Raw genomic sequence first — 14225 nt, 5'->3', positions numbered from 1 at the left:
CCCGGCGCGGGCGCCACGACGTCGGGCCGGGAACGACCCGCCTCAGCCCCGTACCCGCGGCTGCACGTCGGTGGGCCAGTCGTCGCCGCCCGCTCCCGCCCGCGCCTCCTGCCGGGTGCTGCCGTCCCGCGACGGCCCGGCGAGCTGCGCGGTGGCGTCGGCATCGGCGTACTGCTCCCGGATCGCCTCCTGCGCCGACTGCGGCAGCTCGTGCAGCATCGCCTCGACGCGCTCCCGGCGACGGTGCACCGCCTTCCGGTCCGACATCCCCGTCGAGGCCACCAACTGCGGCTTCATCGGCGGACGACCCTCCAGCTCACCCGCCTCCTCCATCTCCCGGGCAGCCTGCGCAGCGTCCTTCTCCTCCGACATCCCGATCGGACCCTCACGACGCCCGTTCAGGAACTGCGCCACCACCGGCTCGTCCGAGGTCAACAACACCTCCCGCGGACCGAACATCGCCAGATGCTTGCGATACAGCAGACCGATGTTGTCCGGCACCGTCTGCGCCGAGTTGATGTCATGGGTCACGATCAGGAACGTCGAATCCGTCATCGCGTTCAAATCGATGATCAACTGGTTCAGGTACGCCGTCCGCACCGGATCCAGACCCGAGTCCGGCTCATCGAACAAAATGATCTTCGGATCCAGCACCAACGCCCGCGCCAACCCCGCACGCTTGCGCATACCACCCGAGATCTCCCCCGGCAGCTTCCCCTCCGCACCCACCAGACCGACCATGTCGATCTTCTCCATGACGATGTCCCGGATCGCCGACTCCGACTTGCGCGTGTGCTCCCGCAACGGGAACGCGATGTTGTCGAACAAGAGGCTTATTCAGGCTCCGTCAGGTAAGTGTGTAGAAGATGAGTCCGATGACTGCCGAGATTGTCGTTTTAAATGTGGCGTAGGGCCGCCGGTAGTCTGTGTGGAGAACTTTCCACGTTTTGATATGGGCGATGACTCGTTCGATGGTGGCGCGTGTGTGGTTGAGGCTCTTGTTGAATGTTTTTTGCCAGTCGAGAAGTTCCCGGCCGGGTGGTTTTTTGAACGGGGTGAGCATGCCGCGCCCGATGTATCCTTTATCGCCGATCGGGGGGTATGTGGCGAGGTGGTCGAGGGCGCCGGATTGGTCGAGGCAATATAGGTCGTGTCGGGAGCCTGGGGTCGGGTCGGAGATCCACGACAGCTGCCCTTCCAGGGTGGCTGCGACCTGGACGACGACGCCGGTGGTGCGATGCTTGCCCGACCACAGACCCGGCACCGCGGCCCATGACCAGCAGGGCAGCAAGGTTCCATCGATGATGTACTGCCGATCGGCACAAAGCTCCTCCGCCGTCGGAACGACACTCCGCAGCGCCTGTGCCAGCAACGGTGTCACCCCCGTGATCGCTCGACTAACCGTCGACTGCGACACCCCATAGGTTTCCGCCAACTCCCACTGCACACGATTCCCGCGCAGATACGCCAACGTGATCACCACCGACCAGAACAACCCCAGAACCGGCGGCCAAGACAAACGTGCCTCCGTCGCGTCCCGCTGATCCTGCTCATACACTATAGCGACAAGATCCTGAATCTCATCACGCCGGAAACCAGTGGTATAGTACATACTGCGACAACCCGTTCATCTTGGATTGATTCGGCAAACCAATATTCGCGATGGACGGGCTGTCGCCCAACCCGACACGCCGGGCTAGATCGTTATTTCACGGGGCCTGAATAAGCCTCCAAGTTCATCGACCCGAACAACGCACCGTCCTGGAACAGCACCCCGAACAGCTTCCGGATCTCGTACAGCTCGGACTCCGAGCACTTGCACAGATCCACACCCTCGATGACGATCGATCCCCGCTCGGGCTTGAGCAGCCCGATCAGCGACTTCAGGAACACCGACTTGCCGGTACCCGACGGGCCCAGCAGCACCGACACCTCGCCCGCGGGCAGGGTCAGTGTCACGTCCGACCAGATGTTGGCCGGACCGAAGGACTTCGTCAGTCCCTCGACCTTCACCTCGACGCCCGTCATCTCGTGGCCTCTCGACTCGCAGTTCGCGTACTAGGGTGTGTCCTGTAAGGGTTCTGATCTGCGGTCGGCGATCATGGCCGGGTGGTAGGACGTGGTGAGTTGACCGACGAGGCCTGGGCACGGATCGAGCCGCTGTTGCCACCGGTCGCGAGTGGGGGCCGTCGGTGGCGCGATCACCGCCAGGTGATCAACGCGATCCTGTGGAAGCTCCGCACCGGCGCGCCCTGGCGGGACCTACCCGAGCGCTACGGGCCATGGAAGACCGCGCACGAACGACTGCGGATCTGGACCAAGGACCGAACCTGGGAACGCATCCTCGACCACGTGATCGTCAAGGACGACTCCGTGGGCGTGGTGGAGTGGACCGTCAGCATCGACTCCAGCAGTGTTCGGGCCCACCAGCACTCCGCCGGTGCCCGGAAAAAGGGGGCTGCACCACCGCGTGGGTTGAAGCCATCGCCGTCGACGGAGAAGCCCGTGGACGGTCTCGCGGCGGGCTGACCAGCAAGATTCACCTCGCCGTCGACGGACGCGGCCTGCCGATGTCGATCATCCTGACTCCCGGTCAGGCCGGGGACAACCCGCGCCTGTTGCCCCTGCTCGACCAGATCTCGGTCGGTCGCGACGGCCCGGGCCGGCCCCGCAAGCGCCCGGACCGAGTGCTGGCCGACAAGGCCTACTCCCATCCCTCGACCCGAGCCGCGTTGCGGCGTCGAGGGATCGCGTTCACCAGCCCGGAGAAGTCCGACCAGATCGCCCGCCGCGCGGCCAAGGGCAGCCGTGGTGGGCGACCACCGACGTTCGACCCGTGGCTCTACACCAACCGCAATGTCGTCGAGCGCTGCTTCAACCGGCTCAAGCAGTTCCGCGGCCTGGCCACCCGCTACGCCAAACGAGCCGCCTACTACCGATCCGAGATCATCATCGCGACCATCGTGTTGTGGCTGCGCACCGACTTACAGGACACACCCTAGAAGTTTCGCAGGTCCGACACCAGCCAGCGCCCGTCGACGAACTCGACGATCACCTCGGCACGGCCGACGGTGGTCCGCTTGTCGTCGGCGCCGCGGCTGGCGTCCTGGGTCAGGTAGAGCAGGGTGGTGACCCGGTCGGGCCGGGCGTCGACGACACCGGCCCGGGTCACCGTCGTGCGGGTACCGACCCCGCGGTCCAGCGCCGGGCCCACGACCGAGTCGAGGACGGTGCCGAACTGGCGGCCGAAGTCTCCGGTGACGAGCCCGCGGGCCCGTGCGAGGTCGGCGTCCCGGGACGCGGGCCGGTAGCTGAGGACCTGCTCGGTGAGGGTCCGGGCGGCGGCGAGCCCGTCGGTCCTGGCCTGCTCGATCTGCTGGGCCGGGCGGACGACGACCAGGTGGACCACGACGGCCGCCACGGCGACGACCACGGCGAGCACGCCTGCCGTCGTCGTCACGGCGCGCCGGCCGGGGAGCGGGACCCTCACGGTGCGACCTCCACGGTCGAGACCTTCCACGAGCCCTCCTGGTGGGCGAGCGTCAGCAGCATCCGGAAGTCCCGCTTCGCGCCGTCGGGGATCTCGGAGTTGCGGACGGTGGTGCTCGCGCTGACCAACACGACGGCGGTGTCGTCGTCGGCCCGCTCGATCCCGACGGCGTCGATGCGTCCCTCGGTCGACACCTTCCCCTCCACCAGGATCTTCCCGAACACCTCGGAGAAGCGGCCGAGCTCGGTGCGGAACGGCTCCGCGGCGACGGCGAGCAGGTCCTCGCTGCGCTGGCGGGCGTTGTCGCCGCCGATGCTGATGAAGTCGTTCACGACGCGGGTCGACACGTCGGTGATCTCCCGCCGGTCGGCCTCGGCGCGGCTGGTGGACACCCAGCCCAGTCCGACGAGGACCGCACCGGTGAGGGCCAGCAGGAGCAGCAGGACCGCTGCCGCCGGGAGCAGGAGGCCCCGCCGCCCCGTGTCGGACGCCGTGGTGTCGGGTCCCGCAGCGGACCCGGTGGCCGCCTCGGCGCGGTCCGTCCGCTCGCCCGCCGTCACGCCTGGTCCAGACCGGCGATCAGCCATCGGCCGTCGACCTCGCGCATCGTCACGGTCGCCGCCACGGTGTCCACCCGCTCCCCCTGGTCGGTCGTCGTGCTCTGGTTGACGAAGGCGAGCACCTTCGCGTCGCCGCCCTCGGAACCGATCCACGCGGCCCCGACCACGCGGGCCAGCGTGCGTGCCTTCAGCCGCTCCGCGTTCGGGCGGACCGACTCGTCGAAGAGCCGCTCGTAGTCGTCGTGGAAGCTACCGGTCGTCGCCTCGTCGACGACCCTGGCGGCCGCGTCGAGCTTGGTGCCGTCGTAGGACAGCAGGGTCTGCAGCTGCGTCGTGGTCGCGGCCAGCACGTCGGCCCGGGTCCGCTCCTCGGCGCCGCCCGAGGCGAGCATCGCCCCGAGCACCCCCGCGACGACGGCCAGCACCGCCGCCACGGCGGTCAACCCGATGACCAGCATGCGCCGCCGGGACCGAGCCGGGCGGGCGGCGCCGCCGGTCGTGCCCCGGTCCTCGGTGTCCCCGGTGCCCACGCCGGTCCGGTCGTCGATCCGGTGGGACCCGCCGTCGTCGCCGACCGGCCTCACGGCACGAACTCCAGTCGGGAGACCAGGAGGCTTATTCAGGCTCCGTCAGGTAAGTGTGTAGAAGATGAGTCCGATGACTGCCGAGATTGTCGTTTTAAATGTGGCGTAGGGCCGCCGGTAGTCTGTGTGGAGAACTTTCCACGTTTTGATATGGGCGATGACTCGTTCGATGGTGGCGCGTGTGTGGTTGAGGCTCTTGTTGAATGTTTTTTGCCAGTCGAGAAGTTCCCGGCCGGGTGGTTTTTTGAACGGGGTGAGCATGCCGCGCCCGATGTATCCTTTATCGCCGATCGGGGGGTATGTGGCGAGGTGGTCGAGGGCGCCGGATTGGTCGAGGCAATATAGGTCGTGTCGGGAGCCTGGGGTCGGGTCGGAGATCCACGACAGCTGCCCTTCCAGGGTGGCTGCGACCTGGACGACGACGCCGGTGGTGCGATGCTTGCCCGACCACAGACCCGGCACCGCGGCCCATGACCAGCAGGGCAGCAAGGTTCCATCGATGATGTACTGCCGATCGGCACGAAGCTCCTCTGCCGTCGGAACGACACTCCGCAGCGCCTGTGCCAGCAACGGTGTCACCCCCGTGATCGCTCGACTAACCGTCGACTGCGACACCCCATAGGTTTCCGCCAACTCCCACTGCACACGATTCCCGCGCAGATACGCCAACGTGATCACCACCGACCAGAACAACCCCAGAACCGGCGGCCAAGACAAACGTGCCTCCGTCGCGTCCCGCTGATCCTGCTCATACACTATAGCGACAAGATCCTGAATTTCATCACGCCGGAAACCAGTGGTATAGTACATACTGCGGCAGCCCGTTCATCTCGGATTGATTCGGCAAACCAATATTCGCGATGGACGGGCTGTCGCCCAACCCGACACGCCGGGCTAGATCGTTATTTCACGGGGCCTGAATAAGCCTCCGGGCTAGATCGTTATATCACGGGGCCTGAATAAGCCTCCAGCCATCGTCCGTCCTCCTCCTGCACGGTCAGTCGCATCCGGTACTGGCGGGGTTCACCCTGGGGGACCTGGGTGTTGCGCACCGTCGAGTTCGCGGACACGAGCACCACCGCCCGCCCCGGCCCGTGCTCGGCGACACCGGCCGCGACGACCGATCCGGTCGAGGTGACCTCGGCGTCCCGGATCGCGCCGACGAAGCCGGCGGACCGGCCCGCGAGCTGGCTCGCGAACTCCCCCGTCGATCCGGCGGTGAGTCGCGCGAGGGTGTCCTGCGCGGTCGCCGGGTCGATGGTGAGCAGATCGGTCACCGTCTGGCGGGCGGCCACCAGGGCCGGCTCGTCGTCCCCCGCCGCCGGTGCCAGCCGGACGGCCAGCACGGTGACCAGCACCGCCAGCAGCGCCACGACCACGCCCAGTCCGGCCGGCAGCAGCGCTCCCGCGGGCAGGCGTCGCCGCCGGGACGCAGTCGAGTCCTCCTCGACCACGCCGACCGTGTCGACCGCGGCGTCCTCGGCCGGGGCGCTCATCCGCCCGCTCCGGCCGGAGCGGTGGCGCCGAGCGGGTCCAGCACGATGCCCTGCCACCCGGTGTTCGACGACGGGACCTGGTTCCCGTCGACGATCGGGGTGGTGCTGCCCGGCGGCAGGAAGATCCCGTCCAGCGCGACGGCGTCGGAGGGCAGGTAGCCCTGCTCCCCCGGGGCGTAGGGCTGGTTCTCCTCCGGGTCGGTGTTCGGCCCGCCGCTGGGCAGCCTGTCCGAGCGCAGCAGGTTGTCCGCGGTGCTCGTGGTCTGTGTACCGGCGACCTCCATCTGGGTGTCGATCGCTGCCCGGCGCGCGGCCTCGGCCTCCTCGGGGCTCTGGAAGTTCAGGCCGCAGGACCGGGCGTCCGGGCCCCGACCGCCGGGGACCGGGGCTCCGGGCGGGCAGGCGTAGGCCTTGCCGCCGCGGGCCGCCTTGAGCGGGTCGGCGTCCTTGCAGCGCACGTCGCTCGGCGGCCGGGCCGGCGAGCTGTCGTTCGGCGGACGCCGGTCGACGACGAAGCCCTCGGTGCACGGCGCGGGATCGTTGACCTGCGTCTGCAGGTTGATCTTGATCGTGCCCGGGACCGGCGAGCTGCTCAGCGTCCCGATCGACGCCTGCAGCATCGACGGCAGGATCGTCAGCGTCTGCTGCAGGTGCGGGACGTAGACCCGGGTCACCTCACCGACCGAGGTCAGGTTCCCGAGCAGCTGCGGGAGCGGGTCCCCGACCTGCTTCACGAAGCTCGCGACCTCGTCGAGGGCCGGCGGGAACACGCCGAGGGTCGACCGGAGCGAGCCGTCGGCCTCCGCGAGCCGGCCGGTGAACGACGCCAGGTTCGCCAGGTAGGTCCGGATGTCACCGGAGGTGGCGTTCTGGGTGTCCAGCACCGGCGCGGCGTCCTCGATCAGCCGGACCGTCGGGTCCAGGTTGGCCTGGGCCTCGGTGGTGAGCAGGTCGAGCGAGTCGATCAGCCGCTGCAGGTCGTCGCCACTGCCGGCGAACGCCTTCCCGAGGTCGTCGACGGTGGCGTTGAACTTCTGCCCCGGCACCGACGCGGCGAGTGCGTTGGCCTTCTCCAGCAGTTCACCGGTCGTCGTCGGCAGCACCACCCGGTCGGCGGGGACGACCGCGCCGTCCTCGATGAAGGGGCCGGCGGTCGTGCGCGGCTCGAAGTTGACGTACTGCTCACCGACCGCGGAGACGCTGCTGACCTCCACCGCGGAGTCGACCGGGATCGGGTGGTCGTCGAGCACCTGGATGTCGGCCTCGACCCCGGTCGGGGTGAGCCGGACCTCGTCGACCTGGCCGATGGTGACGCCGCGCAGGGTCACCACGCCGTTGGTGTAGAGACCGGCGCCGGCCGGGAGCTCCAGGGTGACGGCGTTGCGCCCGATCCCGAGCATGCGGGGCACGTTCAGGTAGGTCACCGCCCCCCACCCGACGGCGATCGCGGCGATCACCGCGAACGCGACGAGCTTGCGGCCCGTGGTGGCGTTGATGCGTAGCGACGAGAGCCTCATCGGCCACCTCCGAACAGTCCGCCGAGGAGCCCGCCCTGGCCGCCCTGGCCGTCCTCGGTCCCGTCGCCGGCCGGTGCCGGTGCCGGTGCCGCGCCCGGCAGGGGCAGTGCCCCCAGCGGCTGCTGCAGGGCCTCCCCGAACGGCTCCAGCGGTGCGGTCAGCGCGGGCGGAGCACCCAGCGGCGGCACCGCCAGCACGCCGGGGCTGCCCGGCGCGGGGAGCTGGAACCCGTCGACGAGGTTGTGGCGCAGGGTCTCCGGTGTGAGGTCCAGTACCAGGAACAGGTTGCCGTAGTCACCCCGGAAGATCCCGGGGAACGCCGTCGAGGCCGGGAACGGGTAGGTCGCCAGCAGCTCCACGCCGCGGGTCAGGTCGCTGCCCGCGTCGGCGAGGCGCTGCACGGCGGGGCGCACCTGGCGCAGGTTCGCCAGGAGGTCCTCCTGGGAGCGGTCGACCAGGGACCCGGTGGCACGGTCGAGCCGCTGGACGTCCTCGAGCGTGCGCACCAGCTGGGCACGGTCGTCGTTGAGCACCTTCAGCGCGCCCGGCAGGGTGTCCAGCGCCGAGGCGATGGTCTGGTTGTCCGCGTTCAGCGTGGCGCTGAGCCGGTCGAGCGACTCCAGCGCGCGGACGATGTCATCGCGCTGCGCGTCGAGCCCACCGACGAACCGCTCCAGGTTCCCGACCAGGCCGCGCAGGTCCTGCTGGCGGCCGTCGAAGACCTTGTTCAGCTCCGTGGTGATCGTCCGGACCTGCTGCAGCCCGCTGCCGTTCAGCACCACCGACAGCGCGCCGAGCAGCTCCTCGGTCTCCGGGTAGCGGCCGGTGTTCGCCAGCGGGATGACCGCCCCGTCGGCGAGGCTCCCCTCCGGAGCCGCGTTCGCGGGCGGGGCGAGCTCCAGGTACTCCGCGCCGAGCAGGGACTTCTGGGCGACCCGGGCCGTCGCGTTCGCCGGGAGCCGCACGTCGCGGTCCAGGCTCACGGTCAACCGGGCCTTCCAGTCGTCGACCTCGGTCCGGACGACGGAGCCGACCGGCACGTCGGCGACCATCACCTCGGCGTTGGGCACCAGGTTCGCGACCTGGGCCAGCTCCACCTGGACCTGGTAGGAACCGTCGCCGGTCCCGGGGCGCAGCGGCACCGGGAGTTCGCCGATGCTGGAGATCCCGCAGCCCGCCGCCCCCAGGGCGGCGACGAGCAGGACCACGCTCAGCCGGGCGGTACGCGGCGTCCGGCCGGTCATCGGTTCCCTCCGATCGGGAGCGGGGGCGTGGGCAGCACGGGCGCCGAGGGATCGCCGTACTGGATCGGGTTGACCGCGACCGGCGGCGCGTCGATCCGCGCCAGGTCCAGCAGGGGGCCGAGGCCCGCGCGGCAGGCGTAGGCGGCGGCCGGGTCGTCGGCACCGGCCGGGGCGACGGCGGCGGCGCTGTCACACACCACGGCGGCCGGGCTGCGCAGGTTGGTCACCGCGACGTTCGCGGTCACCGCTCCGGTCTTCTCGTCGATGAAGTTCGCGAAGTTCGACACCGCGAACGGCGCCTTCTGCAGCAGGTCGCCGAGCGCCTGCCGGTTCTGCGAGATGTTCGCGACGACGTCGTCGAGTTTGCGCAGGTCGGTGGTGAAGGCGTCCCGGTGGTCGGAGACGAACCGCTGCACCAGCGGCGCCGTGCGTTCGAGCCCCTGCAGCACCTGGGCCAGCGCCTCCCGGTTGTCGGCGAGGATCCCCGAGGTGTCGGCGAGCTGGCTCTGGAACCGCGCGACCTGGGCGTCGGCGTCCTTCAGCGCGGTGACGAAGGTCTGCAGGTTGCGCACCGTCGCGAACAGGTCGCCGCGGCTGTCGGACAGCGTGCTCGACGCCTCGGACAACTTGCGGATCGTGTCGCGGATCAGCGGGCCCTGCCCCTGCAGGTTCGCCGAGGTCGTGTCGAGGAGCCGGTTGAGGGCGCCCTCGGTCTCGGCGGACTTCGGGGCGAGCGCCTGCGCGAGGCCGGCGACCTCGGTCTTGACCCGGTCGAACTCGACCGGGGAGACGGTGCGCTCACGCGGGATCTCGGCCCCGTCGGCGAGCTCGGGACCGCTCTCGTAGGGCGGGCCGACCTGCACGTAGCGGACACCGACCAGGGTGGGCGAGATGATCGCGGCGGTCGCGTCGGCGGGGAGTGTCACGTCGTCGTCGTAGCTCATGACGACCTTCACCGAGTCCGGGCCGGGCTCGACCGACTCGATCGAACCGACCTTGACCCCCAGCACGCGGACCTCGTCGCGCGGGTAGAGGTTCACGGTCTGGTCGAAGTACGCCGTGACGGTGCGGGTGCCGGAGCCGACCAGCGCCCACGTCGCGGCGGCCGCGACGACGAGCACCAGCACGACGACCAGCACACGGGAGCGGGAGAGGACCGTCATCGGTCGCCACCGCCTTCCGGGGCGGCCGGGGTGCCACCGGGCAGGGCCGGGGACACCGGGGAGGCCTGGTCGAGCACCGACGGAAGGGTCTGGCGCGCCAGGTTGGTGGGGGGCAGGTTGGGCACCAGCGCGAAGAACCAGGGACCGCTGGAGATGGCTTCACCGAGGCTGCCCGCGTAGGTGTCGAGACCGGTGATCGCGGCCGCGAGGTTGCGGTCGTTGCGACGCAGCAGGTCGAGCACCTTCTCCAGCTCGGCCAGCGCAGGTCCGAGCTGGCGCTCGTTGTCGTGCACCAGCCCGTCGAGCTGGTGCAGCACGCCGGTGATGTTCAGCAGCAGCGACCGGATCACCTCGCGCCGGGCGCGCAGCTCCTCCAGCAGCATGTTCCCGTCGGTCACGAGCGTGGTGATGTTGCCGCTGCGCTCGGCGAGGACCGCCGACACCGACGCGGTGTGGTCGAGCAGCCGGCGCAGCTCGGCGTCGCGGGAGGAGATCGTCTGCGACAGTCGACCGAGCCCCTCCATCGCCGAGCGGAGCTCGGGGGGTGTGTCGGCGAAGGTGTCGGCCACCGTGGTGAGCGACTCCGCGACCCGGTTCACGTCGAGGTCGGCCGTCTTGCGGGTGACGGTGTCCAGCAGCTCCTGGACGTCGTACGGCGACGACGTCCGGTCCAGCGGGATCACCGAGCCCTCGGCCAGCCGGCCGGTGCCGGCCGGGCGGACCTCCAGGAACTTGGCGCCGAGCACGGTCGCGGTCTTGATCGACGCACCGGTGGCGTCACCGAGGGTGCTGCCGTCGAACACGGTGAAGTCGGCCCGGACGGCACGGCCGACCAGCTCGACGTCGTCGACCTTGCCGACGACGACGCCCGCGAGTCGGACCTCGTCGCCGGACTTCAGACCGGCGGCCTCGCTGAACAGCGCCGAGTAGGACCCGGACGTCAGCTGGCGGGACAGGTGGCCGGAGTTCAGTGCCGTCACGGTCGCGAGCAGCGCGACCACCACGGCGACTGCTCCGACCTTCAGGAGGTTCAGCTCCTGGAAGCGGCGGTTCAGAACTGGCATCGAGCCTCCTGGCTCGCGATGGTGTCGGTCATGATCGGCGGGCCGACTCCGGGGTCGAGCCGGACCTGCACGCCGCAGAGGTAGAACTGGAAGCCCTGCTGGTAGATGCCGGCGCGACCGAGGATCTGGTAGTAGCCGGGGATCTGGGAGAACAGGTAGTTGAGGCGCTCGCCGTCGGAGTTGACCACCCGGGAGAGCCGGTCGACCTCGTGCACCACCCCGGCGACGTCCGGACGGGCCTCGCGGAGCAGGCCCTCGACGTCCCCGGCGAGGTTGCTCGCCCGCTCCAGCGACTGCCCGATCGAGGTCCGGTCCTGCGACAGTCCGCTGATCAGCTGCTGGAGCTGGACCACGGTGTCGGAGAGGCGGTCACGGCGCTGGTCGACGGTGCCGAGGACCCCGTTGAGGTTGGTGACGACCTGACCGATGACCTGGTCGCGGTCGGCCAGCGCACCGGTGAGGCTGCCGATCTGGCCCAGCAAGGCGTCGATCGAGCCCCCTGGCCCTGCAGGACGGTGATGAGCGACTCGGCGAGCTGGTTGACCTGGGCCGGCTCCAGGCCCTGGAACAGCGGGGTGAAGCCGTTGTAGAGCTCGTCGAGGTCGAGCGCGGGATGGGTCTGGGTGACCGGGAGCGTCCCGCCGTCGGCGAGGACGCCGGTCGGCTGCGGGCCGCGCACGATCTCCAGGTAGCGCTGGCCGAGCAGGTTCTTGTACCGGACGATGCCCTCGGAGCCGGTCTGCACCGGCACGTCGGAGCGCATGCTGAACGAGATCCGGGCCAGGTTGTCGGCCCCGACCTCGACGGACTCGACGCGGCCGACGGTGATGCCGGCGACGCGCACGTCATCCTTCTCCTTGAGCCCCGACGCGTCGGCGAACTCCGCGGCGTAGCGGGCCGACTCGCCGAAGCGGACCGAGCCGTAGGCGACGACGACCGTCGCCGCGCAGACCGCGGCCACGACGACGAACACCAGGACCCGCAGGAACTCGGCGCGGTGCCTCATCGGCCGCCCTCCTCTCCCGGCGCGGGGGCGGGCGCCCCGACGGCCTGACCGGACTGCTGCGGCGCGGACGGCGCCTGACCGAGACGCTCGGCGATCGTCGGTCCGAGATCGACGCCGCCGACCAGCGTGGCCAGCGGGTCGCGGACCTCGATGCCGGCGTCGCGGGTGTCCAGGCGCGGCGAGCCGTCGTCGAAGTAGGTGTGCCGGGGGATCTCGCCGGGGCGCGGGATGCCCGGCCCGCAGTTCGGCTGGTCGACGCCGAGCTTCGGCGCGTTCTGCGAGGTGTAGCCGTCCTCACCGGGCTGGAACGTGGTGAGCGAGCGCAGGCCCGGCTGGGCGCCGCCGAAGCTGGGCTCCAGCAGGGCCCGCAGGTGGTTCAGGCTGGCCGCGGTGCAGGGCAGCACCGGGGCGTAGCGCTCGAGCACCGCGGTGGTCGGGCGCAGGGTCTTCAGCGTGCGGTCGAGGCTGTCGGTGTTGGCCTCCAGCACCCCGGACACGTCGGTGGAGAACATCGACAGCGACGCCAGCGTCGCGTCGATGCCGGCCTGCTCGTCGACGACGGTGCCCGCGGTCGTGGTCGCGTTGCGCAGCAGCGCGAGCAGGTCGGGGCTGGCGTCGGCGTAGGTGTCGAGCACCGGCGCCGCGGCCCGCAGGTCGCGCTGCAGCGCCGGCAGGCTCGGGTTGATGCGCTCCAGGTAGTCGTTGAACCGCACCAGGCTGGCGCCGAGCTCGTCACCCCGGCCGTTGAGGGAGGTCGACAGCGCGCCCAGCGCCGTGTTGACCTTCGCCGGGTCCACGGTGGTGAGCAGCCGGTTCAGGTTGTCGAAGACGATGTTCGCTTCGGTCTGCACCGACGACGCCGGGACGACGGCGCCGGCCTCGATCGTGCGGGGCTCCGGGGCGGGTGGCGGGACGAGGTCGACGAACTTCGGCCCGAACACCGTCGGCGAGATGATCCGGGCGGTGACGTTCGCCGGGATCATGTCGATCGTCGCGGGGTCCAGGGCCACCTGCACCAGCGCACCGCCGTTGCCGTCCGGCCGTACGTCCGACACCCGGCCGACGCGCACGTCGCGCATCGACACGTCGGCGTCGGGGAGCATGAGCAGCCCGGCCCGGTCGGTCTGCACGGTGGCGGACACGCCGGGGTCGAACACGTGCAGGTAGCTCGCCACGACGAGCACCGCACCGAGCAGCAGCACGCCGACGGCGGCGAGCCCGGTCATCTCGTGTCGCACGGGTCCCCCGCTCATCGCGACAGGTGGAGGGTCTCGGGGTCCGCGTAGAGCAGGACGGCGGTGACCAGGGCGGTGACCATCACGGCGATCAGCGACAGGCGCACGGCGCGACCGACCGCGGCGCCGACGCCGGCCGGACCGCCGCTCGCGGTGAAGCCGTAGAAGGCGTGGATGGACATCACGACGAAGGCGATCAGGGTGACCTGCAGCATCGAGGTGAGCACGTCGGTCGGGATCAGGAAGGTCGCGAAGTAGTGGTTGTAGGTGCCGACCGACTGCCCGTAGCCGAGCACGACGATGAGCTGCGTCGTCGCGAAGCAGGCGATCAGGGCCAGTGCGTACAGCGGGATGATGGCGATCGTCCCGGCCAGGATCCGGGTGGTGACCAGGAACGGCACCGAGGGCACCGCCATGACCTCGATGGCGTCGATCTCCTCGCTGATGCGCTGGGCGCCGATCTCGGCGGTGAACGCCGCCCCGATCGTCGACACCAGCGCGACCCCGCCGATCAGCGGGGCGGCGAGCCGGATGTTGATGTAGCTCGCCAGGAAGCCGGTGAGGGCGTCGGTGCCGACCGCGTTGAGGGCCTCGTAGCCCTGGAGGCCGACGACGGCGCCCGCGCTGGCGGTCAGGATCGCGACGACCACGACGCTGCCGCCGATCAGGACCAGCGCGCCGGTGCCGAAGCTGATGCTGGTGAGCTGACGCAGCACCTCACCGAGGTAGCGGCGCAGCACGATCGGGATGCCGGCGTAGGCCTTGACGTAGAAGTCGACCTGTACCCCGACGGCCCGCAGCCCCGACCGGGGTCGCTCGACCATCCGCCCGAGGGCGGAGTGCTCGGATGTGTCCACGACGTCGTC

Annotated in this window: 12 protein-coding genes and 4 pseudogenes; 1 reads left to right on the top strand and 15 read right to left on the bottom strand. The window is 70.2% G+C overall.

Annotation, left to right across the window (positions count from 1 at the left end):
* Positions 1-42: 42 nt before the first annotated feature.
* From KPL59_RS07800 to KPL59_RS07790, 3 genes and pseudogenes are all read right to left on the bottom strand, one after another.
* Positions 43-828, bottom strand: a pseudogene (locus tag KPL59_RS07800) (ABC transporter ATP-binding protein); the annotation flags it as partial.
* Between the two features lie 19 nt (positions 829-847).
* A complete protein-coding gene (locus KPL59_RS07795) occupies positions 848-1612 on the bottom strand; it encodes a transposase (protein WP_226359735.1) in 765 nt (254 codons plus the stop codon).
* A gap of 119 nt (positions 1613-1731) precedes the next feature.
* Positions 1732-2028, bottom strand: a pseudogene (locus tag KPL59_RS07790) (ATP-binding cassette domain-containing protein); the annotation flags it as partial.
* An 81-nt stretch (positions 2029-2109) separates the two neighbouring features.
* Between KPL59_RS07790 and KPL59_RS07785 the strand changes: the two are divergent.
* Positions 2110-3002 (top strand): annotated as a pseudogene (locus KPL59_RS07785) (IS5 family transposase).
* Here KPL59_RS07785 and KPL59_RS07780 read toward each other — a convergent pair.
* From KPL59_RS07780 to KPL59_RS07720, 12 genes and pseudogenes are all read right to left on the bottom strand, one after another.
* Entirely contained in the window at positions 2999-3490 is a 492-nt protein-coding gene (locus tag KPL59_RS07780; RefSeq protein ID WP_226358350.1) for a hypothetical protein, read from the bottom strand. The pseudogene KPL59_RS07785 and the gene KPL59_RS07780 overlap by 4 nt on opposite strands.
* Positions 3487-4050, bottom strand: a complete 564-nt coding sequence (locus tag KPL59_RS07775) for a hypothetical protein (RefSeq protein ID WP_226358351.1) — start codon at positions 4048-4050, stop codon at positions 3487-3489. Before KPL59_RS07775 ends, KPL59_RS07780 begins: the two co-directional genes overlap by 4 nt.
* Positions 4047-4634, bottom strand: a complete 588-nt coding sequence (locus KPL59_RS07770) for a hypothetical protein (protein WP_226358352.1) — start codon at positions 4632-4634, stop codon at positions 4047-4049. Before KPL59_RS07770 ends, KPL59_RS07775 begins: the two co-directional genes overlap by 4 nt.
* Before the next feature lie 45 nt (positions 4635-4679).
* Entirely contained in the window at positions 4680-5444 is a 765-nt protein-coding gene (locus KPL59_RS07765; protein ID WP_226359944.1) for a transposase, read from the bottom strand.
* 131 nt (positions 5445-5575) lie between these two features.
* Complete coding sequence (locus KPL59_RS07760; RefSeq protein WP_226360382.1) at positions 5576-6130, bottom strand: hypothetical protein; 555 nt, start codon at positions 6128-6130, stop codon at positions 5576-5578.
* The gene (locus tag KPL59_RS07755) at positions 6127-7647 is read right to left on the bottom strand and encodes an MCE family protein (RefSeq protein WP_226360381.1); all 1521 of its coding nucleotides are present in this window, start codon (positions 7645-7647) and stop codon (positions 6127-6129) included. Before KPL59_RS07755 ends, KPL59_RS07760 begins: the two co-directional genes overlap by 4 nt.
* Positions 7644-8891, bottom strand: a complete 1248-nt coding sequence (locus KPL59_RS07750; protein ID WP_226358355.1) for an MCE family protein — start codon at positions 8889-8891, stop codon at positions 7644-7646. Before KPL59_RS07750 ends, KPL59_RS07755 begins: the two co-directional genes overlap by 4 nt.
* Positions 8888-10054 (bottom strand): MCE family protein, encoded by a 1167-nt coding sequence (locus KPL59_RS07745; RefSeq protein ID WP_226360380.1) that lies wholly within the window; start codon positions 10052-10054, stop codon positions 8888-8890. The genes KPL59_RS07750 and KPL59_RS07745 overlap by 4 nt, the downstream gene beginning before the upstream one ends.
* Positions 10051-11118 (bottom strand): MCE family protein, encoded by a 1068-nt coding sequence (locus KPL59_RS07740; protein ID WP_226360379.1) that lies wholly within the window; start codon positions 11116-11118, stop codon positions 10051-10053. Before KPL59_RS07740 ends, KPL59_RS07745 begins: the two co-directional genes overlap by 4 nt.
* A pseudogene (locus KPL59_RS07730) lies at positions 11106-12124 on the bottom strand (MCE family protein). Before KPL59_RS07730 ends, KPL59_RS07740 begins: the two are co-directional and overlap by 13 nt.
* Positions 12121-13377 carry an MCE family protein gene (locus tag KPL59_RS07725; protein ID WP_226360377.1) on the bottom strand — a complete coding sequence of 419 codons (1257 nt, stop codon included), beginning with the start codon at positions 13375-13377 and terminating at the stop codon, positions 12121-12123. Before KPL59_RS07725 ends, KPL59_RS07730 begins: the two are co-directional and overlap by 4 nt.
* Entirely contained in the window at positions 13374-14216 is an 843-nt protein-coding gene (locus KPL59_RS07720; protein ID WP_020628033.1) for an ABC transporter permease, read from the bottom strand. Before KPL59_RS07720 ends, KPL59_RS07725 begins: the two co-directional genes overlap by 4 nt.
* Between the last annotated feature and the right edge of the window lie 9 nt (positions 14217-14225).

This window comes from Pseudonocardia sp. ICBG1142 (genome assembly GCF_020496255.1).
GTDB lineage: Bacteria > Actinomycetota > Actinomycetes > Mycobacteriales > Pseudonocardiaceae > Pseudonocardia.
Note: the sequence above shows the minus strand (reverse complement) of the source record. Positions and strands in the feature narration are given on the sequence as shown.

What these genes read in the sequence shown, in the direction of transcription:
- KPL59_RS07750 (WP_226358355.1), bottom strand. Translation starts at nt 8,891, where the DNA reads ATGACCGGCCGGACGCCGCGTACCGCCCGGCTGAGCGTGGTCCTGCTC.
- KPL59_RS07755 (WP_226360381.1), bottom strand. Translation starts at nt 7,647, where the DNA reads ATGAGGCTCTCGTCGCTACGCATCAACGCCACCACGGGCCGCAAGCTC.
- KPL59_RS07745 (WP_226360380.1), bottom strand. Translation starts at nt 10,054, where the DNA reads ATGACGGTCCTCTCCCGCTCCCGTGTGCTGGTCGTCGTGCTGGTGCTC.
- KPL59_RS07795 (WP_226359735.1), bottom strand. Translation starts at nt 1,612, where the DNA reads ATGTACTATACCACTGGTTTCCGGCGTGATGAGATTCAGGATCTTGTC.
- KPL59_RS07725 (WP_226360377.1), bottom strand. Translation starts at nt 13,377, where the DNA reads ATGAGCGGGGGACCCGTGCGACACGAGATGACCGGGCTCGCCGCCGTC.
- KPL59_RS07765 (WP_226359944.1), bottom strand. Translation starts at nt 5,444, where the DNA reads ATGTACTATACCACTGGTTTCCGGCGTGATGAAATTCAGGATCTTGTC.
- KPL59_RS07760 (WP_226360382.1), bottom strand. Translation starts at nt 6,130, where the DNA reads ATGAGCGCCCCGGCCGAGGACGCCGCGGTCGACACGGTCGGCGTGGTC.
- KPL59_RS07740 (WP_226360379.1), bottom strand. Translation starts at nt 11,118, where the DNA reads ATGCCAGTTCTGAACCGCCGCTTCCAGGAGCTGAACCTCCTGAAGGTC.